16 protein-coding genes are annotated in these 22,446 nt (G+C 75.5%); 11 read left to right on the top strand and 5 right to left on the bottom strand.

The annotated features are described in order from the left end of the window. Positions 1–84: 84 nt before the first annotated feature. Positions 85–627, bottom strand: a complete 543-nt coding sequence (locus LG632_RS21540) for a hypothetical protein (protein ID WP_226729053.1) — start codon at positions 625–627, stop codon at positions 85–87. Between the two features lie 248 nt (positions 628–875). Between LG632_RS21540 and LG632_RS21535 the strand changes: the two genes are divergently transcribed. Further along, entirely contained in the window at positions 876–1,742 is an 867-nt protein-coding gene (locus tag LG632_RS21535) for a hypothetical protein (RefSeq protein ID WP_226729052.1), read from the top strand. 122 nt (positions 1,743–1,864) lie between these two features. Here the strand turns inward: LG632_RS21535 and LG632_RS21530 are convergent, their stop codons facing one another. The 3 genes from LG632_RS21530 to LG632_RS21520 all read right to left on the bottom strand — a co-directional run bounded on the left by LG632_RS21530 (position 1,865) and on the right by LG632_RS21520 (position 3,572). Beyond that, positions 1,865–2,527 (bottom strand): response regulator, encoded by a 663-nt coding sequence (locus LG632_RS21530; protein WP_226729051.1) that lies wholly within the window; start codon positions 2,525–2,527, stop codon positions 1,865–1,867. After that, entirely contained in the window at positions 2,524–3,219 is a 696-nt protein-coding gene (locus tag LG632_RS21525) for a sensor histidine kinase (RefSeq protein ID WP_374203533.1), read from the bottom strand. The genes LG632_RS21530 and LG632_RS21525 overlap by 4 nt, the downstream gene beginning before the upstream one ends. Before the next feature lie 86 nt (positions 3,220–3,305). Next, on the bottom strand, positions 3,306–3,572 hold the full coding sequence (locus LG632_RS21520; RefSeq protein WP_226729050.1) for a hypothetical protein: 267 nt from the start codon (positions 3,570–3,572) through the stop codon (positions 3,306–3,308). 278 nt (positions 3,573–3,850) lie between these two features. Between LG632_RS21520 and LG632_RS21515 the strand changes: the two genes are divergently transcribed. The 4 genes from LG632_RS21515 (at position 3,851) to LG632_RS21500 (ending at position 9,273) form a co-directional block, all read left to right on the top strand. Then, positions 3,851–6,988, top strand: a complete 3,138-nt coding sequence (locus tag LG632_RS21515; protein ID WP_226729049.1) for a TIM-barrel domain-containing protein — start codon at positions 3,851–3,853, stop codon at positions 6,986–6,988. A 303-nt stretch (positions 6,989–7,291) separates the two neighbouring features. Next, the gene (locus LG632_RS21510) at positions 7,292–7,666 is read left to right on the top strand and encodes a hypothetical protein (RefSeq protein ID WP_226729048.1); all 375 of its coding nucleotides are present in this window, start codon (positions 7,292–7,294) and stop codon (positions 7,664–7,666) included. A 226-nt stretch (positions 7,667–7,892) separates the two neighbouring features. Beyond that, entirely contained in the window at positions 7,893–8,252 is a 360-nt protein-coding gene (locus tag LG632_RS21505) for an ArsR/SmtB family transcription factor (protein ID WP_226729047.1), read from the top strand. A gap of 154 nt (positions 8,253–8,406) precedes the next feature. Next, positions 8,407–9,273 (top strand): alpha/beta fold hydrolase, encoded by an 867-nt coding sequence (locus tag LG632_RS21500; protein WP_226729046.1) that lies wholly within the window; start codon positions 8,407–8,409, stop codon positions 9,271–9,273. A gap of 22 nt (positions 9,274–9,295) precedes the next feature. Here LG632_RS21500 and LG632_RS21495 read toward each other — a convergent pair whose 3' ends face one another. Beyond that, positions 9,296–9,544 (bottom strand): hypothetical protein, encoded by a 249-nt coding sequence (locus tag LG632_RS21495; RefSeq protein ID WP_226729045.1) that lies wholly within the window; start codon positions 9,542–9,544, stop codon positions 9,296–9,298. A gap of 324 nt (positions 9,545–9,868) precedes the next feature. Here LG632_RS21495 and LG632_RS30595 point away from each other — a divergent pair, with 324 nt between their 5' ends. From LG632_RS30595 to LG632_RS21465, 6 genes are all read left to right on the top strand, one after another. Beyond that, positions 9,869–10,057: a thiazolylpeptide-type bacteriocin gene (locus LG632_RS30595; RefSeq protein WP_226729044.1), complete on the top strand. Its 189-nt coding sequence runs from the start codon at positions 9,869–9,871 to the stop codon at positions 10,055–10,057. Positions 10,058–10,297: 240 nt separating this feature from the next. After that, positions 10,298–13,606, top strand: a complete 3,309-nt coding sequence (locus LG632_RS30315) for a lantibiotic dehydratase (RefSeq protein ID WP_308108857.1) — start codon at positions 10,298–10,300, stop codon at positions 13,604–13,606. A 260-nt stretch (positions 13,607–13,866) separates the two neighbouring features. Continuing rightward, positions 13,867–15,117: a lantibiotic dehydratase C-terminal domain-containing protein gene (locus LG632_RS21480; protein WP_226729043.1), complete on the top strand. Its 1,251-nt coding sequence runs from the start codon at positions 13,867–13,869 to the stop codon at positions 15,115–15,117. Positions 15,118–15,461: 344 nt separating this feature from the next. Further along, positions 15,462–18,575, top strand: coding sequence for a hypothetical protein (locus LG632_RS30310; protein WP_264202103.1), 3,114 nt, complete (start codon positions 15,462–15,464; stop codon positions 18,573–18,575). A gap of 308 nt (positions 18,576–18,883) precedes the next feature. After that, a complete protein-coding gene (locus LG632_RS21470) occupies positions 18,884–20,851 on the top strand; it encodes a YcaO-like family protein (RefSeq protein ID WP_226729042.1) in 1,968 nt (655 codons plus the stop codon). A gap of 329 nt (positions 20,852–21,180) precedes the next feature. Continuing rightward, a partial coding sequence (locus tag LG632_RS21465) for a thiopeptide-type bacteriocin biosynthesis protein (RefSeq protein WP_226729041.1) occupies positions 21,181–22,446 on the top strand: 1,266 nt, incomplete at its 3' end.

Here is a 22,446-nt window from a genome sequence, read left to right as displayed (position 1 = left end):
TGCGCGGACGGGCCGGGCGGGTGGGGCGGGTCGGACGGGCACCGCCCCAGCCTGGCGCACGGCGGGGCGGCGCAGGCCGGGCCGTCACGCGGACGGGTGAGTCGAGATCCGGCCAGGCTCGGACAGGGCCAGCAACTGGCCGCCGATGTGCCGCACCGTGCGCGAGCGCGGCCCCTCCACCGCGATGACGGTGGTGAGCAGCTCGGCGGCGAGGGTGAGCGCCTCACCGCCGGGGATCGAGCGCCACAGGCTGAACGTGCGGCGGACCGCGAGCGCCGTCTGCGGGTGCGTGGGCCCGGTCAGCTCCGCGCGCAGCCGCACGGCCACCAGGTACCAGCGGACCGCCGCCGTGTGCTGACCCGTCAGATGGGCGAGGTAGCCGCGGACCTCGCGGATGTCGACCAGGGCCGGGTGCTGCTCGCCGTGCGCCCGGCTGACCTCGCCGTCCAGGGCCTCCGCCTGCGCCGCCGCCCGGGCCACCTCACCGGCCTCCGCCGTCGCCGCGATCGCGGCGAGCCGGCCGCCGACGCCGTACGCGCCCCTGGCCCAGAAGCGGTCGGTGACCGTGCCCCAGGGCAGGTAGACGGGGTCGGCGGACCCGGCCGGACGGGCGGGGCGGTCGGACACGGTGCGGCTCCCTTCAGCAGCGCGGCTCCGCGGCACGGCGGCTCGCCGGCTCGGCCCGCCCATCGTGGCAGGGCGCGCGCCGGAGCACCGGCGGCAGCACCGAACGGCGTAACCCGCGTGCGGCCGCGGCCGTTCACCCGGCGGAGGGCCGCAGCGCCGCCGAGCGGCGCGCAGCCGCGCCGGGCGGCGCAGGGTGCGCGGATGCGGCGGAGCGCAGCGGTGGGAGCCGGGGGAGCAGGGAGGGGCGGGTGCGCGACACGTACGCGTCCGGTGCGCCGGTCGCGCTGCCGGCGGACGCCCGGCTCGTGGTCCCCCTCATGGCGGCGACGGGTGGCACGGGCCGCTCGACGCTCGCCTGCCTGCTGGCCGCCGAACTCGCCGCGGCGGGCGGCACGGTGGTGATGGACCTCGGCGCGCGCCCGGTCTCGCCGTGGCCCCGGTGGGCGCCCGGCGGCGCCGGCCTCGCGGCGGTCCCCGCGGACCGGCCCCACGCGCGCGCCGCGATCCGCGCCGCCGCCGCCCGGCGCGGCCCCGTCGACGTCCTGACGGACGCCCGGGAGTGGCACGCGCCACCGCTGCGCCTCCCGGCCGAACCCGCCGCCTGGTACCAGCTGGGGGCGGCCGGGGGCTGGCAGCTGCTCGTGGCGGACACCGCGCACCCGGTGGCGCACGACGTACTGGCCGGGTACCGCACGGGCGGTCGCGGACTGACCCGGGCATGGTGCGAACTGCCCTTCGCGGTCCCGGTGCTGTGCGCCGCGGCCACCGCGGAAGGGGTCCGCACGCTCCAGCGGGCGGTCACGGCCATGGGCGCGGCGGGCCTGCCGCTGCGCCGGACGGTGGCCGTCCTGGTGGCCGTGGACTCCGGGCGCGGACCGGCCGCGGTCCGGGCGGCGGCCGAGGAGCTCGCCGACCGGCTGTACGACGTCCAGGAGCTGCCCCACGACCCGGCCATCCGCGCCCACGGCCTGGCGGGCGGCGCCCGGCCGCGCGGCCGGACCCGCCGGGCGGCGGCCCGCATCGCCGAGGCGGTGCTGGAAGCCGCCCGCACCACCTGGGGCGAGGACCTCCCGCCCGCGCCGGTCCCGGCGCCGCTGCCGGCGCCCCCGGCGTGATCCGGGACGAGGGGCCCAGCCCGACCTCGCCCGGCCCAGCCCGGCCCGACCCCGCCCGACCCGGCCCGGCCCCGCCCGGTCCGGGCCGCGGTCCGGCCGCCGCTCCGAGCCTTCGGCCGACGTCACGCCGGAGGGACGAGGCGGTTCTCGTGGGCGAAGACGACGGCCTGGATCCGGTCGCGCAGTTCCAGCTTGAGCAGGATCCGCCCCAGATGGGACTTCACGGTCGCCTCCGCGAGGTACAGGGCGGCCGCGATCTCGGCGTTGGACAGGCCGCGACCGACCTCGACGAGCACCTCGCGCTCCCGGGCGCTGAGCCGGTCCAGCCGCGCGTCGCGTACGGGGGCGCCCCCGTCGGCCAACTGCGGACGGAAGTCCTCCAACAGGCGCCGGGTGATCCGCGGGGCGAGCACCGCGTCGCCCGCCGCCACGTTGCGGATCGCGGTGAGCAGCTCCTCGGGCCGGGTGTTCTTCAGCAGGAAGCCCGAGGCGCCGGCGCCGAGCGCGGCGAAGGCGTACGCGTCCAGGTCGAAGGTGGTCAGGATCAGCACCCTGCTCCCCGGGGAGTCCTCGACGACCTGCCGGGTCGCCTCGATCCCGTCCGTCCCGGGCATCCGGACGTCCATCAGTACGACGTCGGGCCGCAGCTCCCGGCAGACGCGGACGGCCTCGGCGCCGTCCGCGGCCTCGCCGACCGGCACCATGTCGGGCTGGGCCTCCAGGACCGTGCCGAAGGCCATCCGCAGCAGCGCCTCGTCGTCGGCGATCACGATGCGGATCGTCATGCGGCGCCCGCCCCGTGGCCGCCCAGCAGGAGGCGGGTCCGCACACCCCAGCCGCCGCCCGGAAGCGGTCCGGCCCGCAGCGTCCCCCTGTAGGCGGCCGCGCGCTCGCGCATGCCGGTCATGCCGTGGCCGGACGGCGCGGCGGAAGGAGGCGCCGGCCGGGGGCCGCTGTCGGTGACCTCCACACCGACGCTCCCGGCCGAGCACTCGACCAGCACCGTCGCGCGGGTACCGGCGGGGGTGTGCTTGAGGGAGTTGGTCAACGCTTCCTGCACCAGCCGGTAGACGGTGAGTTGGGCGGAGGCCGGTACATGGGCGTGGGCGCCGCGGACCTCCAGGCGGGTCGGCAGCCCGGCGGCGGCCATCTGGTCGGCGAGCGCCTCCAGCTGGGCGATGCCGGGCAGCGGGTGGCGCTCGGCGTCCGGCTCGTCGGCCCGCAGGACACCCAGCGAACGCCGCATGTCGGTGAGGGCCTGCCGGCCCGTCTCGGAGATCTGCAGCATCGCGGCGGTGGCCCGCTCCGGGGAGCGGTACTGCGCGTGGACGGCGGCGTCGGTGAGCGCGACCATCACCGACAGGTTGTGGGTGACGATGTCGTGCATCTCGCGGGTGATCCGGGCCCGCTCCTCGGCGACGGCCAGCAGCGCCTGCTGCTCCTGGTGCAGCGCCAGCCGTTCGGCCCGCTCCTGCACCGCGGCGAGGTCGCCGGGGCCACCCTCGCCTTTCTGGACGCGACCCTGCGAGGCCGCCCCGGCGACCCGGCCGATCCACTCCGGGCCTACGGCACGGTCTGGACGTCGGCAGCCCGGGGAGCTGCGCCGCCCACGCCATGAGCGGCCTGGCGCGCGGGTTCGGGCCACGGGCCGTGCCGCGCCGGACAGGAATGCGGTGCGGTCTCCGGCTGGAGGGACGGGCGCGCGTGCTCGAAGCCGGCCGGGCGCATCCCGGCGTCGGCCCGGGCCGCGGGCGGGAGGGTCACGCTGCTGGTGGCCAGCAGGGTCATCACGACCATCCCGACCCAGGTGAGGCCTTGGCCCTTGGTCATCGTCGATCTCCTTCACGGTGGAGGACGGCACGGCGCGGCAGCACCCAGGACCGAGCCCTGTGTGCGCAGAGTAGCCGTTTCGAATACGCAGCGTTATATCAGGAGTTCGGGGGCGCCTGCGCAGCCGAGCGGGCCTTGCCTGCGTGAACGTGCGTGAAATCGGGCAGATTTGAGCAGCTTCCTTCAAGCGGAGCGGTCCGCGCGCTACCTTGCCAGGTGCATGCCAATCACGGCCCCAGCCGTGGCACAGTCCCCTCGCCCCCGTGAGGAGCTGCCCCATGAGAGCGCCCCTGCGCACGCTCGCCTCCGTCCTGGCCGGAGCCCTCGCCGCCCTGGCCCTCACCGCCGCCGGTTCCCTCGGCCCGGCCGCCGCGACCCCGGCGGCGACCGCCGGCTCCGTCACCGGCATCAGCCGCAGCGGCGGCACCTTCACCGTCACCACCACCACCAAGGCCAAGGCCCGGGTCGTCGTCGCCCGCGCCGACATCTTCCGCCTCTGGCTGTCGCCCGACGGCACGTTCACCGACGACCCGGCCGGCCGCGACCTGGCCGTCACCACCGACTTCGGCTCCGTCGTCACCGACCTGAGCGACGCCGGCACCCACTACCGGATCACCACCGCCGCCCTGTCCATCCACATCGAGAAATCACCCCTGCGGTTCTCGGTCTACCGCGCCGACGACACCACCCCCGTCTGGCAGGAGAGCCGACCCACCTCCTGGTCGGGCGGGAAGACCACCCAGTACCTCGCCCAGGGCGCCGACGAGCAGTTCTACGGCACCGGACTGCGCCTGGGGGAGTGGGCGCTGCGCGGCAGGACCGTCCCGGTGGCCGTCGACAACAAGTGGCGCGAGAACAGCAACGCCAGCCCCGCCCCCTTCTACATGTCCACCCGCAACTACGGCGTGATGCGCAACACCTGGGCCCCGGGCTCCTACAGCTTCACCTCACCGGGCTCCTTCACCCACGACGAGACCCGCTTCGACGCCTGGTACTTCGTCGGGGACTCCCTCAAGGGCGTCCTCGACGCGTACACCGACGTCAGCGGCAAACCGTTCCTGGCACCCCTGTGGGGCTTCGAACTCGGCAACGCCGACTGCTTCAACGCCTCCAACCCCGACTACCAGGGCGACCACACCCGCCCCCGCCACCAGACCACCCCCGACGTGGTCGGCTACGCCGCCGACGCCCGCGCCGCCGACATGCCCTCGGGCTGGTTCCTGCCCAACGACGGCTACGGCTGCGGCTACACCCAGCCCCTGAAGGCCACCGTCGACGCGCTGCGGGCCAAGGGCTTCCGGACCGGACTGTGGACCTCCACGGGCCTGTCCGCCATCGCCGACGAGGTCGGCGTCGCCGGCAGCCGAGCCGTCAAGACCGACGTCGCCTGGATCGGCAGCGGGTACAAGTACGCCTTCGACGGCGTCCGCCAGGCCGTCGAGGGCATCGAGAACAACTCCGACGCCCGCCGCTTCGTCTGGACCGTCGACGGCTGGGCCGGAACCCAGCGCAACGCCGTGGTCTGGACCGGCGACACCTACGGCACCTGGGACGACATGCGCTGGCACGTCCCCGCCATCGCCGGAGCCGGGCTCTCCGGGCTCAACTACGCCTCCGGCGACATCGACGGCATCTTCGGCGGCAGCCCCCGCACGTACGTCCGCGACCTCCAGTGGAAGGCGCTCACCCCGGTCTTCATGACCATGTCCGGCTGGGGCGCCACCAACCCGGCCGCCGGCTACCAGGACAAGCAGCCCTGGCGGTTCGCCGAACCGTACCTGTCCATCAACCGCAAGTACCTCAAGCTCAAGATGCGTCTGACGCCGTACCTGTACACCATGAGCCGCATCGCGCACGAGACCGGCGTGCCCAGCACCCGCGCCATGGTCCTGGAGTACCCCGACGACCCGGTGGCCCGCGGCAACCTGACCAGTGGTCAGTTCCTGGCCGGCGACTCGCTGCTCGTCGCCCCCGTCGTCTCCGACACCACCGTCCGCGACGGGATCTACCTGCCGGCCGGCACCTGGACCGACTACTGGACCGGCACCACGTACGCCGGACCCGGCTGGCTGAGCGGCTACTCCGCGCCCCTGGACACCCTCCCCCTCTTCGTCAAGGGCGGTGCGATCGTGCCCATGTGGCCGCAGATGAACCACTCCGGCGAGAAACCGGTCACCCCGCTCACCTACGACATCCACCCGCGCGGCAGCTCCTCCTTCACCCTCTACGAGGACGACGGCCTGACCCGCGCCCACCACAACGGCGCGTACGCCCGCCAGCGGGTGGACGTCACCGCCCCCACCACCGGCACCGGCGACGTCACCGTCTCCGTCGGCGCCGCCCAGGGCGACTACGCCGGCAAGCCGGCCTCCCGCGGCTACGAGCTCGCCCTGCACGTCGCCGCGGCCCCCGCCCGGGTCACCGTCGGCGGCACCACCCTGACCCCGCTGGCCTCCCGGAGCGCCTACGACGCCGCGGCCACCGGATGGTTCTTCGACCCGGCCGACCGCGCCGGAGTGCTGTGGATCAAGACCGGTGAGCAGGCGGGGGCGTTCGGCGTCACCGCCACCGGGACGAAGATCCCCGAGGCCGGGCCGGTCCCCACGTCCGCGCCCCTGCCCCGGAACGGCTGGAGCCTCGTCCAGGCCGACAGCCAGGAGACCGCGGCCGAGGACGGCCGGGCCGTCAACGCGTTCGACGCCGACCCCGCCACCCACTGGCACACCGCCTGGTCCTCCGGCACCCCCGCCCCGCTGCCGCACGAGATCCAGATCGACCTCGGCGCCCGGTACACCGTCGACGGCCTCGGCTACCTGCCGCGCCAGGACGGCGGTACCAACGGCCGGATCGGCGCCTACGAGATCTACGTCTCCGACACCACGGCCGCCTGGGGCCAGCCGGTCGCCACCGGCACCTTCGCCGACACGGCCGCGGCCAAGACGGTCCCGGTGGCCGCGAAGACCGGCCGCTACCTCCGGCTGAGGGCCCTGACCGAGGCCGGCGGCCGGGGACCGTGGACCAGCGCCGCGGACATCACGGCCACCGGCCGGGCCGCCCCGCTGCCCACCGACACGACCCTGGTCAACGGCGGCACCGGCACCTGCGTCGACCTGCCCCACAGCTCCACCACACCCGGCACCGAACCCACCCTGTACGGCTGCCACGGCGGGCCCAACCAACGCTGGATGCTCCATCCCGACGGCCGGCTCACCGGACTGGGCGGGGTCTGCCTGGACGCCGCGAACGGCACCCGGCCGACGGTGCAGCCCTGCGCCGGCACCCCCGCCCAGACCTGGCAACTCGGCCCCCAGAGCACCCTGCGCAACGCCGGGTCGTGCCTGGGCGGCTCGGGCACCCGCCTCACCCGTACGGCGTGCGACGCAAGCGCGGGCCAACGCTGGGGGTTCGGCTCCTGACCCCTCGGCCCCGGACCGTCCGCACCAAAGTCGAACCGGATCCGGCGACCGGTTCCCGCCGTTCCCCCGAGGGAGACGACCGGCCCTCGGGGGCCCCGGCGGACGCTCACCCCGCCCCCGCCGCGCCCCCGCCGCGGCCCCGCCCCCGCCGCTGCCCGGCGGACAGTGTCGGATCGAGGGGGAGCAGACCTGGCCGCAAGGCGATCACTTCACGCCGACTGTGATCGAGGGGGCGCGGACGGGCGCACACCGTCAGTAGCGTCGTCCTCACGACCCGATGTCGAACTGATGAGGAGTGGCCTGATGGCAAGCGTGGAGACGTCGCTCAAGGAAACGATGACGTCCATCGACGGCAGCCTGGGCGCTGCCCTGGTGGACTACAACAGCGGCATGGCCCTGGGCACACTGGGAGGCGGCAAGGACCTCGACCTCTCGGTCGCCGCCGCCGGCAACACCGACGTGATCCGCGCCAAGGTGCGCACGATGGAGATGCTCGGGCTCAACGACGAGATCGAGGACATCCTGATCACCCTCGGCGGTCAGTACCACCTCATCCGCCTGCTCAAGACCCGCGGGAACACAGGCCTGTTCCTGTACGTCGTCCTGGACAAGGGCAACTCCAACCTGGCCATGGCCCGGCACCAGCTCAAGCGCATCGAGAGCGAGCTGGAGCTGTAACCGCCCGTCCTCGACCGCGGCTTCGCACGCCCACGAGTTGCAGATGTCTTCAACTGGCGACATCGACAGTTCGGTAGATCGAGACATGGAGACATGGGCAGATCGCAACATCCGGAACCGGTCAACTCCGGGGACGTGCGGAGCCGCGGAACAGCAGGATGGGCCCGGGCAGGAACGTCGTCGGCCCGGCAGGAACGGGCAGGAACGGGCAGGAAAGGGTCTCGACATGCAGGTGCCGCTGTACCAGGCGAAGGCGGAGTTCTTCCGCATGCTCGGGCACCCCGTGCGCATCCGGGTGCTCGAACTCCTGCAGGACGGACCGATGCCGGTACGGGACCTGCTCGCCGAGATCCAGATCGAACCGTCCAGCCTCTCGCAGCAGTTGGCGGTGCTGCGCCGCTCCGGCATCGTGGTCTCCGTCCGCGACGGCGGCACGGTCACCTACGCCCTCGCCGGCGGGGACGTCGCCGAACTGCTGCGCGCCGCCCGCCGCATCCTGACCGAACTGCTCGCGGGCCAGAGCGAACTCCTCGCCGAACTCCGCCAGGCCGACACCGGACGCCAGGGACCGACGGCCCGGGTCTGAGGAAGCGGAGGGGAGGGGCGGGGCGGGGGTCCCGTCGGGGGCGGTGGTGTGCCGGTCCGGCCGGAAGCGCTGGTGCCGCGCGACCTGACGAACGAGCAGCGGCCGACCCGGTAACCCCTTGTGGGTGCCGCCGATCGCCGATCATGATGGCGGCATGCCGATCTTCGCCGCGCCGGACGGAACCCCGCTCACCTACCACCGCGTGGGCTCGGGCGAGCCGCTGCTCTGCCTGCCCGGCGGCCCCATGCGCGACTCCGCGTACCTCGGCGACCTCGGCGGACTGGCCGAGCGGCGGCAACTGCACCTGCTCGACCTGCGCGGCACGGGCGCCTCGGGCGTCCCGGCCGACCCGGCGACGTACCGCTGCGACCGGCAGGTCGAGGACGTCGAGGCACTGCGCGCCCACCTCGGCCTGGAGCGGATCGACCTGCTCGCCCACTCCGCCGCCGGCGACCTGGCCCTCCTGTACACGGCCCGCCACCCCCACCGCGTCCGCACCCTGACCCTGGTCACGGCCCGGGCCCGGGCCCTCGGCGTCGACTTCACCGTCGAGCACCGGCACGAGGCGGCCGCACTGCGCCGCGCCGAACCGTGGTTCGCGGACGCGTACCCGTCCTACGAGCGGATCTTCCGCGGAGAGGCGACCGACGCCGACTTCGACGCCGCCGCCGCGTTCTTCTACGGCCGCTGGGACACCGCCGCCCAGGCGCACGCCGGTACCGAGGAGGCGCAGTGCCACGACGCGGCGGCAGCCCGCTACCCGGACCCCGGCGCCTTCGACCCGGCGGCGGCCCGCGCCGCGCTGGCCGACTGGCAAGGGCGGGCCCTGCTGCTCGTGGGCGCACTGGACAGCGGCCCGCTGCCGCGCGTCGGCGCGGAGATCGCCGCGCACTTCCCGCACGCGGAACTCGTCGTGCAGCAGAACGCCGCCCACTACCCCTGGATCGACGACCCCGCATTCTTCGTCACCACCGTCACGGCATTCCTCGCGGGAGAGTCCTCGGTTAGCGACGGGAATTGAGGGGGAGGGGAACGCCGGTGCGTCAGGGGATGTCGGTGTCCGACGGCTCCTGTTCGTACACATGGGGTTCCCCGCCCACCCAGTCGACGAGCGGGGAATCACCGAGCACGACCTCGTCCGGGTCCGGCACCTCCGCGCGCCGGAGGAATTCGATGACGTCGGCGTCGGAGTGGGCCAGGCCGAGGATGTCCTCGTGGCCCGCCACGAGCATGGTGACCCGGCGGCCGCCCGACGGCGAGATCCGGTGTACGACGATCGGTGCGTGGTGCATGGTCCCAGCCTCGTCCCCGGCCGTCCTCCCCGCATCCGCTCACACCCGACCGGGACAGCGCAATCTCCCTGAATAACGCTCGCATTTTCCTCGAATTCGAATCGAGTTTATGAAGTCCGGGCCGTTGGAGGCGATTATCGGCCGCATCGGCGTCGCGTCGAAGCCAATTCATGGAGCACTTGAAAATTAATGGTGAAAATCCTCCTAGCATGGTGTGCGCGGCGGCCCCACAAAGGCCGCCGTGTGCTGTGCACCCGGTCCGGACGACCTGTCGGACGACAAAGGTCCGGACGACCTGTCCGCACGACCTGCCAGGAGGCGCTTGTGAACCACCACATCACCGACACCGTGACCTTCGACGAGAACGACCTCGACCTCGGCGAACTCACCGTCACCTCGATGCGTGACACCGTCGCGCTCCCGGAGACCGGAGCATCCAACGGCGGCAGCTCCTGCTCCTGCGGCTCCTCGTCCTGCGGCGGCCCGCGCCCGCCCATGCCGATCCCGGTGTAACCACCGAACCACCCCGGGACGCCGCACCGCACCCACCTCCCGTCCCCCGGTGCCCACCGAGGGACGGGAGGCCTTTTCGACCGCAACGAGGGGATCCCCATGCCGCACCCCGAACCACCCGCCCGTACCGCGCTTCCCGGTGACGGGGCGGCAACCCCTGCACGGCCCGGCGGCGGCAGCGGCGGGGAGCGGGCGCCTGCGCTGGCCGCCGGGGTGGGCAGGGAGGAGCAGGCGCCTGCGGTGGGCACCGGGGGCGTCGGTACGCAGCTGGCGCCTGCGCCGGTCGCCGGAGTGGGCGGCCGAGGGCCCGCGTACCAGGTCCGCACCGCGCCCTACGCGCTCGTCCGGGCCACCGTCCTGCGTCACCCGCCGCAGCAGCCGCCCGCCGACCGGTTCCGGGTCGCGCTGGCCGCCCTCACTCGGGCGGAGCACGAGGAGGCGGCCCTCCTGCCCGGCCTCTGCGACGCGCTCTACGCCAGCCGCGACAGCCACGGGCGCACCTTCCACCACGACGTGGTCCTGCCCCTGCGCCGCGCCCTGCACAACGGCCGCACGCCCCCACCGGCCCTGCTGACCCGGCTCGACGACCTGCCCACCCGCGTCCCGTCCCTCGCCGCGTGGCTGAGCCTGCGCGCACGCCGGTCCTCCCTCCTCACCGAACTGGAGCGCCTCGCGCAACCGGCGCTGACGGCCGAACGGGCCTTACTGGCCGCCCTGTGCCGCGAGCCGGCCCTCGGCCGCGCCGTCGCCCTGATCAGCCCCGACCTGCTGCGGGCCGTCGAACGCACGGCGGCGGGCGCCGACGACCGCCGCGCCCGCAAGGAGGAACCGGCGGTCCTGCGCTACGCCCTACGCGCCAGCACGAAGACCAGCCCCCTGTCCTGGTTCACCGCCGTGGGGTGGGGAGCCCTGCCGGCCGGGACGAACGGGGTGGCCGACACACCTGCGGGTCACGCCGAGGCCGGCTCGACCGTCCGGGAGCAAGCCGGTCTGCACGAGGCGTCGTTCGCCCCGGTCGTCCGGGTCAACCGGGCCCTGGTCGCCGCGCTCGTCGCGGCGCTGGCCGAGGATCCCGCCCGCCGGGACGCCCTCCTCTACCGCATGACCAGCACCGCACGGCGCGCCGACGGCCGGGCGGCGTACGCCCGCGTCCGCCACCGCTTCACCGGCGGCCGTCACATCAGCACGACTGAGGAGGAGGTCACCCTCCCCGCCACGACCCCCCTCGCCCTCCTCCACGAACTCACCGACCCTCCACACCCCTTGGCCACCCTCTCCACCCACCTGACCACCGCCTTACGCCCCCCGCACACCCCCAGCCCCCCGGCCCACTCCCCGGCTCCTCCCCTGACCACGCCCGCCACCCCCACCCCGCCCCAGCAGCCGGCGTCCCCGGCGCCGGCCACCTCCGCAGGACCGGCCCCGATTTCGGATCCGGCCTCGGTCGCCCCTGGCGCCACGGCTCCGGCTGTGACCCCGGCCCTGGCCCCGGCGGTGACTGCGGCCCAGCCTCCGACCTCGCCCGCACCCGACGCCCCGGCCCCTGCCCGTGCCTCGGGCCAGGCCGTGGCAAGGGCCTCGGCCCAGGCACCGGCAACGGCAACGGCCCCTGCCCCGGGTCCGACCTCCGTCGCACCCGGCGCCACGGCTCCGGCGCCTGCCCCAGCCTCGGGCCAGGCCCTGGCGACGGCCCCTGCCCCGGCCGCGGGGACGACCGGCGGCGGCCCGGCCGATGCCTACCTCGCCCGGCTGCTGGCGGCCGGCCTCCTCGTGCCCGCCGACCCCGTGTGCCCCCAGGACCCCGACCCCCTGGCGTCCCTGGCGACCTGGCTCCGTACGCCCCGCACGACGGCCTCGGCCGCCTCCGCCCCGCCGCCCGAGCCCCTGGCCGACCGCCTCGACGAGATCCGGGCCGAGACCCAGGCCTTCGCCGCACGGCCCGCGCGCCAGCGCCCCGCAGCCCTGGCCCGGCTCACCACCCGCTGGCGCGACCTGCTCGCCGACGCCGGCCGACCGCTGCCGCTGCCCGACAGCGGCGGTGGCAGCGGCCCCGCCCGCCTGGACGTCCTGACCGAGGACGCCGTCGCGCCCCGGCCCCTGGACCTCTCCGGCTTCCTCGGCGGAGCCGACCACACGGCGCTCGCCGAACTGACCGCACTCGCGGAGACCTTCGACCTCGGCCACGTCATGCGCCGCGTCGCCCTGGCCCGCTTCGTCGCCCGCTACGGGCGCGGCGGGACCTGCCCCCACCCCTGGGAGTTCGGCGCGGACATCGCCGAGGCCTGGGAGGAGGCCGGCCGGCTCACCGCGCAGGACCCGGCCGCCCCCGACGGCTGGCCCGCAGACCTTGCCCCACTCGCCGAGCTGCGCCGTACCGTGACCGAAGCGGTCCGCGCCGAGGCCCGCCGGACGCCGCCCGGCGCGACCGAAGTCCTCCTGCCCCCTGACCTGTTGCCGGGCCTCGGCCCCCGCCTGCCGTCCTGGGCCCGCGAACGCCCCACCAGCTACGCGTACTTCGTCCAGCGGGACAACCCGTACGACAGCCCCGGCGCCACGACGTCCGCCGGCACCGCCGCAAGAACCACCACCGGTCCCGGCACCACCGCTGGCCCCGGACCCGGCCCCGGCCCCACCGCCGGCACCGGCATCGGCGCCCCCGACGGCCCCGGCGCCGGCCTCCTGTGCGTCAACCACATCTACGGCGGCTGGGGCCGGTTCACCAGCCGGTTCCTCGACGCGATGGACCCCGCGGCGACCCACGCGGTCTCCGACCAGATCCGCACCGGCCTCGGCCCCGGGGCGCGCGCCGCCGCCGTACGGCCCGTCGGCGGGTTCAACGCCAACCTCCACCCCCTCCTCGTCCCCGACGAGATCGGCCCCGACCGCCGCTGGACGACCCTGGCCGAGTCGGACGTCGACCTCGTCCACGACCTCGCGAGCGACCAGCTCCGCCTGCGGCTGCGCGGCACCGGCGAACTCCTCGACGTCCTCTACGCCGGCTTCCTCGCCCCCGTGATGCTCCCCGGCCGACTCGCCCCGTACCTGTGCGACCACCCGGCCGGCGTCGTGGACCTGCGCGCCCTGGCTCCGGCGGACGCCGTGGAGGCCCCCGGCGGCCAGGTGCTCCGCACCGCCCGGTTGCGCCACCGGCACCTGGTGCTGCACCGCCGTTCCTGGTACCTGGACGCCGCCACCCTGGCGCGCCTGCGCGCCGACCTGGAGGCGGAACGCCCGCTCCCGATCACCGCGGTGGCCCGCTGGCGCGCCCTGCTCGACCTGCCCGACCAGGTCTTCCTCCGGCCCGCACTGCCGGGCACGGACCCGGGAAAGTTCGCGGAGGCGTTCGTGGCGGGGCTGCGCCGGCCCAAACCGCAGGTCGTGGACCTGGGCAGCGCCCTGCACCTGCGCAACCTGGCCAAGTGGCTCACCCGCCACACCGACGGCGCGGTACTGGAGGAGGCCCTGCCCGCGCCGGGCGGTCGTGACCGCGCCACCCGGGCCGTGGAACTCGTCGTAGAGACCTACCGCGAAGGAAGGCCGCACCGATGACCACCGAACCGAGGCCGAGGCCGGCAGCCCCCGGCCCCAACCCGGCCCGCGCCGCCGAGACCGCGCACCCCGATCCGCCGGCGCACCCCGGGCCGCCCGCGCATCGCGAGGCGGCCGCGCACCGCGAGGCGGCCGCGCCGCGTGCCGAAGCGGCGGCGCGACCCGGTGCGGCGGCGCGCAGCGATGCGGAGCCCGGGAGGGGGCCTGAGACAGGGCCCGAGACAGGGCGCGAGACGGGGCCGGGGGCGAGGTCGGGGTCGATGCCGGGGGCGAAGTCGAGGGCGGGGTCGGAACCGGCGCCGGAACCGGCGTCGGAGTCGCCGGCCGAAGCGGAGCCGCCGGCCGAAGCGGAGGCGCGGGCCGCCGATGCCCGCGCCCGCGACGTGGTCGCGTACTACCACCACCCGACCAAGGGCCCCCTGCTGCGCGAGGCCCTGCTCCCCCTCGCCGACCGCATCACAGCGGCCGGTCTGACCGCCCACATCGAACGCCACTGGCTGCACGGCCCGCACCTGCGCCTGCGCATCCAGGGCCCGCCGGACCGGGCGGACGACGTGACGGCGGCGGCCGAGCACGGGGCCGAAGCCGTACGCGCCTGGATCCGCACCCACCCCTCGACGGGCGGCCCGGACCCCGAGACCCTCCTCCGCGAAGCCGAACGGGCGGGCCGCGCCGAGCTGATCGCCCCGCCGTACGGGCCGATCGTCGAGGACAACGCCGTCCGCGTGGAGCCCGTCGACCTCGCCCCGCTACGCGGCCTGATCGGCCCCGACGGCACGGCCCTGCGCACCCGCCTGCTGGCGAGCGGCCTGCCGGCCCTGCGCGCCGGCTCCGGCTTCCTCGCCGCGCACGACGACGGCGCGGCCGCCCGCGTCGAGTTCGCCGTGACCGTGCTGACCCTGCACGCCTGCGCGCACCCCGAGGGCCTGACCGGCGGCCACTGGTCGTACGTCTCGCACCTGGAGGACCACCTCCTGTACGACGACCCGGACGGCAGCCTGCGCTCCGCCTTCGAGGCCCGGCGGGTACGGATGGCCGACAAGGTCGGCGCCCTGGTACGGCGGATCGTGGACGGACGCACGACGGAGTGGGAGCAGCAATGGTCCCGCTGGTCCGCCCAGGCCTGGCGCACGACGGAGGACCTCTTCCACGCGGGCGGCGACCTCCACGGCCTCCCCCTGGAGTACCGGGCCCGCGCGGCGGCCACCGGCGACGCCGCCGCGTACGTGCGCTGGAACCAGGACATCCGCACCGACTACAGCGAGTTCCACCGACTCCTGCGCCGGGCGGATCCCGAGGGCTCGATGTGGAGCCGCCCGGACTACCTGATCTACCGGGCCTGCACCAATGCCCTCTACCGGCTCCTGATGATCTGTGACGTACGCCCGATCGAACGCTACTTGGCCGCTCACCTGGTGGTCGGCGCGGTACCCGAGGCGACGGGCTGCGACTGGCGCGAGGTGTTGGACGACGTCATCCGCCAGGTGGAACACCAGGAGCAGCCGTCATGACGGCGGCGCACCCGGACCAGACCAAGGCGGCGGCCGTGCCCCGCGGGGCAAGTGGACCCGGCCGGACCGGTGGGGTCAGGAGTACTGGTGGGGGCACTGAGCCGCCCGCCGGCTCTCGCGGCGCGAACGGCCCCGACGGAACGGAGGATGCCGGAGCGCTTGACGGCCCCGGCGGACCCGAACGAGCCCGCGCGAACGCCGCACCCCCCATGGCCGACGGCATGGCCGCCACGCACCGAGCGGACGGCACGGACACGACGGCGCGCAGGGACACGAAGGGTGGCACCGACACGACAGATGCCACGGACACGACGGATGCCACGGACACGACGGATGCCGCGGACATGACGGACGGCAGGGGCGCGGCGGGCGACAGGGACGGCATGCAGAGCGCAACCAGCCACGACGGGGCACCCGACGCGGCCGACACGCACGCCGCGGACGGTGTGCACAGGGCGGCGGACAGCACCCACGGCGTGGACGACACGAAAGGACTGGAACGCTTGACGGGACGGCGGTTGCGGCCCGGAACGGCGGTCACCCTGCTGACAGACGGCGTCCACCTCCGCGGCCACCGCTCCCAGGTCACCTTCGAGGGCAGCCGGGCGCTGCCCGCCCTGTGGCACCTGCTGGAGGGCGCGCTGCGGTCCGGGGACCTGACGGCGCTCCGCGACCGCGCCCCGGCCGGTTCTCCGGCCCGCCGAGCGGTGGCCACCTTGTCGGCCCAACTCGAAGCCCACGACCTGCTCGTGGCCGAGGCCGAGGCCGACCCGTCCCCGACACCCGAGCCCGTCCGTGTGCGCCTGCTCACCGCGGACCCGGACGCCCCGCTCGCCCACCACCTCGGCCTCGCCCTGTCGGCGGAGTGCACACCCCACAGCGTGCTGGAACCGGTACCGGTGCCAACTCCCGACCTCCCCCCGGACCACGTCGTCCTGGAGGCGGAGAGCCAGCACGGCGTAGCCGTGGCGGTGCTGGTGCACGGCACGACGGCAGCTGTGACACACCCCGTTCCCCCGCAGGAGGTCCGCGCCGCCGCGACCCACCTGTCGGCCCGCCTGCCCACCGCCGCTCCGGACCAGACCCAGGAACACCACCCGAACCCGGCTCCCCACCTGAACCCGGCCTCCCACCCGCACCCCGAGCGGATGCCAGACCGACGCCCGAAGCCGGACCAGGAACCCCAACCCGAGCAGGCGGTGGCGGCGCGCCAAGAGGCGGCCCAGCACCACGACCGCCCGCTGCGCCCGGCGCCGAAGCCAGGTGCACGTCCCGAACTGCTCCCGCACGAGCGCCCGAGCCATGAGCCGAAACCAAAACCGGACCCGGAACCGGAACCGGACCTGGGATCGGGGCCATGGTTCGGACGGCCACAGCCACGGCCACAGCCACGGCCACAGCCACAGCCACAGCCCCAGCCGCAGACGGCGGCGCGCCGAGAGCGGACCCCGGTCCGAGACCGGCTTCTAGAGCCGTCGCCGGAGCCGGAGCCGGAAGAGCCGGAGCGGGAGCCGGGTCGGAGGTTCGAGCGGTCCGAGCCGGAGATGGCGATGCACGCTGAGCCGACCCGAGACCGACGGCTGGTCGGAGCGGCGGAGGCCCATGCGACAGCGGCGCCGGGCCCGAAGCAGCGTCCGGCGCGGGATCCGCAGGAGGCGGCCCGGCCAGCGGTCGCCCAGACGGTGGAGCCCGGAGCGAGGGCAGGGGCGGGCCCCGGCCACGAGAGGCTCGCCGCGTTGGTGGCCGGGGCGGCCGTGAACCGGCTGCTGTGCGCCCTCGACGGGTCGGCCGACCCGTCGACGGAAGGCGACGACCCGCGGCTGGTGGCCGGAATGCCGGCGGTACTGGTCGCCACCGACGGCCCGCCGCGCGCCGAGTACCGCCCCTGGGCCGGGGGCGTACACCCGGACACCCCGTTGCCCCCGCCCACCGACCTGCCCGAGGCGCTGCGCCGGGTGGACGCCCTCACGGACCGCTGGCTCGGCGAACTGGACGCACCGCTACCCGGCGACCTGCCCCAGCTCCCCGTGGCCCTGGTGTCCTGCCGCACCCCGACAGGACTCCTGCTCACGGGCGGCCTGCGCGCCGACCTGGCCCGTCTCGACGCGTTCTGCCACGCGGCCGAGCTCCAACTCGGCACCGGCAACTCCGCCCCCGCCCCGGGCCCGGTCCTCGACCCTCCGCCCGCTGACGCCCCCGGCCACGCCTTCGGCGCCGACGACCTCCCCACCGCCGGCCGACTCCGCGGCAACGCCATGCTCGGCGGCGCGGCCGGCGATGCGCCTGGCCCTGGGGCGTCCAGCCGGAGCACCGCCGTCAGTGCCGCCGTCGGCCCCGTCGTGGGTCTCGACACCAGCCACGCGACCGGTCGTGCCCTGCGACGCGCCGCCCTGGCCGTGCTCGGCACGGAACCGACGGGGGAGGGGATCTTGCCCGCCGCCGACTGGGCGGACCACCCGCAGGCGGCGTACTGGTGGCGGACGCTGACCCAGCGCCTCGGCGTACGGGCCCGGCTGGCGGTCCACCGCCCGGACCCCGCACTCCCCGTCTACCTCGCCTCCGTGCGCGGACGCGACACGTCGGGCGCACGCCTCGTCGGCCGGGCGGTCGAGGCCACGCCCGCCGCCGCGGCGGCGTTCGCCGCGCTCGCCGCGACCGTACAGGCCGTGTCCGGGCGGCTCGGCCGCACCACCCGCCCCCCGGCCGTCCCCGACGGCTCCGCCGCCCGGCTCGCCGCGGCGGGGGAGCGGACCGCGGGCTGGCAGGACGAAGGCCACACCACCGCCTGGCTCGCCACCCTGGCCGTCCGCGAACCGGAGTTGCAACAGGCCCTGACCCACCTGACCCAACTCCAACTCCCCACCACGCCGCCGTACCCACCGCCCCCGGCCCCCACCCCCGCCCACACCCGGGCCGCCCATGCCCTGGCCACGACGCTCACGGCCTGCGGCCTGACAGTCCTGCACCCCGCAGCCCCCGCCGCCCTGGAAGCCACCCGGTCAGGAACTCTCCGGTCAGGAGCCATCCGCTCAGCAGCCGTCCCGCCGAAAGCCGCCCCACCAGCAGCCCTCCCGCCGGAGGCCGTCCCGTCAGCGGCCGTTCCGCCGGAAGCCGCCCCATCGACAGCCGTCCCGCCGGAGGCCGTCCCATCAGCGGCCGTCCCACCGAAGGCCGCCCCATCAGGAGCCGCCCGCTCAGGCTCCATATCGGCAGGAGCAGCCCGTTCAAGCACCAGCCGGTCAAGGGCCGACTCGTCAGGAGCCGCTCCGCGAGGAGTCGCCCCGCGAGGAGTCGTCCCGCGAGGAGTCACTCCGCGAGGAGTCGCTCCGTCCGACGGGTCCACTTCGTCAGGACCTTCTCCTTCGGAGGCCAGCCTGTCCGAAAGCGGCCGGGCCGGGTCCGCCCTCTCCGGGCCCATCCCCTCAGGCGCCACCACACCGGGAGCCATCACCCTATGACCTCGCCTCCCAGCTCTCTGTCCCATGCCGCCGCTGGTCCGGTCCCGTCCCAGGTGCCGCCCTCGGAGATCGTTACTCCTGTGCCCCAGCCACCGGCCCGGCCCCAGACGCAGGCCCGGCTCCAGGCGTCGGACCCCGGCCAGGCCGAGGGTCCGACGCCGCTCCGCGCCTCCGCACAGGTCCACAGCCCGGTCCCGCCCCCGGACCAGCCCCCGGCCGAGACCTCGGCTGGGGCGTCGGCTCCGGCTCCGGGGACCACATCCGCCCTGGCGGTTCTGGCCCGGGCGTTGGCCCCGCACGGTGTCCCCGTGCTCGACGCGTCGGCCGTCGCCCCTGCGGCGGCCGCAGGTCTCACCACGGCCGTCGTACTGCTCGACGACTGGACGCTCGGTCAGGCCGAGGAGCTGACCCGATACGCCCTCGGCCACGCCGTCGCGCTCCTGCCCGTCCGCTGCGACGGGCCCCTCGTGCTGGTCGGGCCCGTCCTACGGCCCGGCGCCGCGGCCTGCCTTTCCTGCGCGGAACACCAGCGACTGGCCACGGCGGGAGGCCGGGTGCCGTGGGAAAGCCCCAAGCTGCACATGGCCGGAGTGCTGCGGCCGCGGTACGCCGCAGCCATCGCCACCCTCGCCCGAGAACTCCTCGCCGAACACACCGCCACTCCCGCCCCACCCACCGCAGCAGCGGATGACCCGTCCCCGCCCGCCCCGCCCGCCTCACTCGCCCCATCCGTCAACCCGGCGGCGGACCTCTCACCCGCCCCGTCCCGCCCGGCGACCGCCACCGTGCATGTCCTCCACCAAGGCCGCGGCACCTGGTCCACCCACCGCGTCCGTCCCTTCGGCGGCTGCCCACGCTGTCGGCCGCTACCGCCCGACGGGCCCGACGCGTCCCGGTTGCCCGGCGGGGCCGACCCGCTGCCCGACCCCTACGTGCTGCGCACGCCCAACCCGCGCACCGGCCTCGCCGACCTTCGCGCCGCCCTGCACGACGAGCGGTTCGGGCCGGTCCGCCGGCTCACCCGGGCCGAGGACTCCGTCTTCGCCCTGACCACCGCGCTGGTCTCCGACGGCCGGCCGGTCGAGGACGGGGGGTACGGCCGTGGCGCCGACTTCGACGCCAGCGGCCGGGTGGCGCTGTTCGAAGCCGTCGAGCGGTTCACCGGCATGCGGCCGACCGGCCGCCGCACCGTGCTGCGTTCCTCCTTCGCCGCCCTCGGCCCCGACCGCGCCCTGGACCCGCGCCGCCTCGGACTGCCCGCACCCGAGGCCCACACCCACCCCGCCGCCACGACCGTCCCCTACCACCCCGACCTCGCCCTCGACTGGGTGCACGGCTGGTCGCTCACCCATGACCGCCCGGTCGCCGTCCCGGAACACGTCGCCTACTGGGACGTCCCCGGCGACGGCCCCCGCGTCGTGTACGAGTCCTCCAACGGCTGCGGCCTGGGAAACAGCCCCCAAGAAGCCGTTCTCTACGGCCTCTTCGAGGTCGCCGAGCGCGACGCCTTCCTGATGGCCTGGTACGCCCGCACACCGCTACGCCGTGTCGCCCTCCCCGACGACGACCCCCGCACCGCCGAACTGGCCGACCGCGCCGCCCTGGTGGGTTACGAGCTCGTGCTGCTCGACGCCACCAACGACCTCGGCGTCCCGGCCGTCCTCGCCGTGTGCCGGTACCGCGGCACCCACCCCGAGGCCCCCCGCGCCTTCCTGGCCGCCGGCGCGCACCACGACCCCCGCGTCGCGATCCGCTCCGCCGTGGCCGAGGTGGTCACCAACGTCCACGAAGCCCCGCACCGCGCCCTCACGCCCGACGCGCCCCGCGACCCCCGACGTCTGCGCACCCTGCTGGACCGGCCCGAACTGGTGCTCACGCTCGACGACCACGTCGGCGTCAACACCCTCCCGGAGGCAGCACCCCGCCTGGCCTTCCTCCTCACCCCGTCACCCGAACTCCCCTGGCAGCAACTCTGGCCGGACGCCCCCCACCCGGTGCCGGACCTGCGCGGGCTCCTGACCTCGACCGTACGGCGCCTCGCCGGCCTCGGACTGGAGGTGATCGCCGTACGCCAGGACGAACCGGGTGTCGCCGCCGGACTTGGCCTGTACGGAGCGAAGGTGATCGTCCCCGGCACCCTCCCCATGACCTTCGGCCACCACAACCGGCGCACCCAGGGCCTGCCCCGGCTCCTGGAGGTCCCGGCCCACCTCGGTCGGGCCCCCGGAATCCTCCGCCCCGAGGACTTGAACCCGCACCCGCACCCTTTCCCCTGACCACTTCCTCGCCCCCCTTCTTTCCCTGCCCCTCTCCGATGGCTGACCGCTTCCCTCTCGTCCCTCTCCCTCTCCCGCTCCCGCTCCCTCTCCCGCTCCCGCTTCCGCTGTCCCCGTCCCCGTCCCCGTCCGTCTCCGTCTCCCTCTGGCCTCTCGCCCTCTCGCCCCTCTCGCCCTCTTCCTCTGCTTCCTTGACCCCTTCTTGGGGTTGTTTCGTTGCCTGGTTCTTTCGACCACTTTTCTTGCGCCCCAGCCCTCGTCCCCTCCCCAACCCCTTCGCCTCCCGCCGCCGGACCGCCCCCGTTCACCCCCGACCCCCAGGAGCCCCCATGCCCCGCTGGCAGAGCCTGCACGTGTACCTCCACAGCGGCACCGTCGAGACCGACCGCTTCCTGACGGACGATCTGGCCCCGCTGCTGGACGGCCTCGTGGCCCGCGGTGAGGCCTCCGGATGGTTCTTCATCCGCTACGGCGAGGGCGGTCCGCACCTCCGCGTCCGCGTCCGCGACCCCGCCCCACCGGCGGCCGCGGCCCTGCCCGGCGCGCTCACCCGCGCCGCCTCGGCCGTCCCGGTGCTGCCCGGCACCGGCCCTTGGCCGTCGATGCACGCCGAGGTCCGCGACGTGGCGTACGAGCCGGAGACCGAGCGCTACGGCGGCGCGCTCGCCCTGCCCGTCGCGGAGGAGGTGTTCGCCGCCTCCAGCCGCACGGCGGTGGCGGCCCTGCGCGCCCTGCACCGGTCCGCGCACCCCGACCGGCTGGCCCTCGCCCTGGACGCCGTCCTCGGCACGGCCTGCGCGCTCGGCCTCGACGCGCAGGCCGCGGGCCACTGGCTGCGCGAGCACGCCGCGGGCTGGCGGTGGGTGACCGACGTGCCGCTGCTGCCGGGGGCCGTCGTCCACACCCGGGTCAACACCGTGTTCGCGACCCGCCGCGAGGCCCTGACCCGCCGCGCCGCCGCCGTACGCGAGCGGCTGGACCAGGGCACGGCCCCCGCCTGGCAGGCGGAGTGGGCCACGGCGGTGACCGCCGCCGACAAACGGCTGCGCGAGCGCGAGCACCACCCGGCCGGGCTGCTCTGGGTCTGGGCCTCCCAACTGCACATGCTGCTCAACCGGCTGGGCATCGGCCCCGACGAGGAGCGGGCCGTGTGCCGGCTCGCCGCGCGCAGCCTGCTGGAGGCGGACGGGCCCCATCCGTTCTTCGCCGACGGGCCCGACGCCCCGGACCGCCGCTACCTGGAACACAGCAAGTTCACCGTCGGTACGCTCGACGACAGCACCCCCCGCCCCGCCACCGGCACGACGGTCCCCGGCCCCTCGCCGTACGAGACCGCGCTGCCCGCGCGGCCGCTGCCGGACGTGGCGCTGTCCGCCGTCCTGGCCGCCCGGACCTCGGCCCGCGGGCCGCTGACCGGGCCCGTCGACGCGCCCACCCTCGGCACCCTGCTCTGGGGCGCCCTCGCCCCCGAGAGCCCCCGCGCCCCGCACGCCCGGCCCGCCGCCAGCCACCACAGCCCTGCCACCCGAACCGCCGACGCCCCCTCTTCCCCGCCGGCCCCCCCCCCCCCCCCCCCCCCCCCCCCCCCCCCCCCC

Source organism: Streptomyces antimicrobicus (genome assembly GCF_020532625.1).
Classification (GTDB): Bacteria; Actinomycetota; Actinomycetes; order Streptomycetales; family Streptomycetaceae; genus Streptomyces; species Streptomyces antimicrobicus.
Note: the sequence above shows the minus strand (reverse complement) of the source record. Positions and strands in the feature narration are given on the sequence as shown.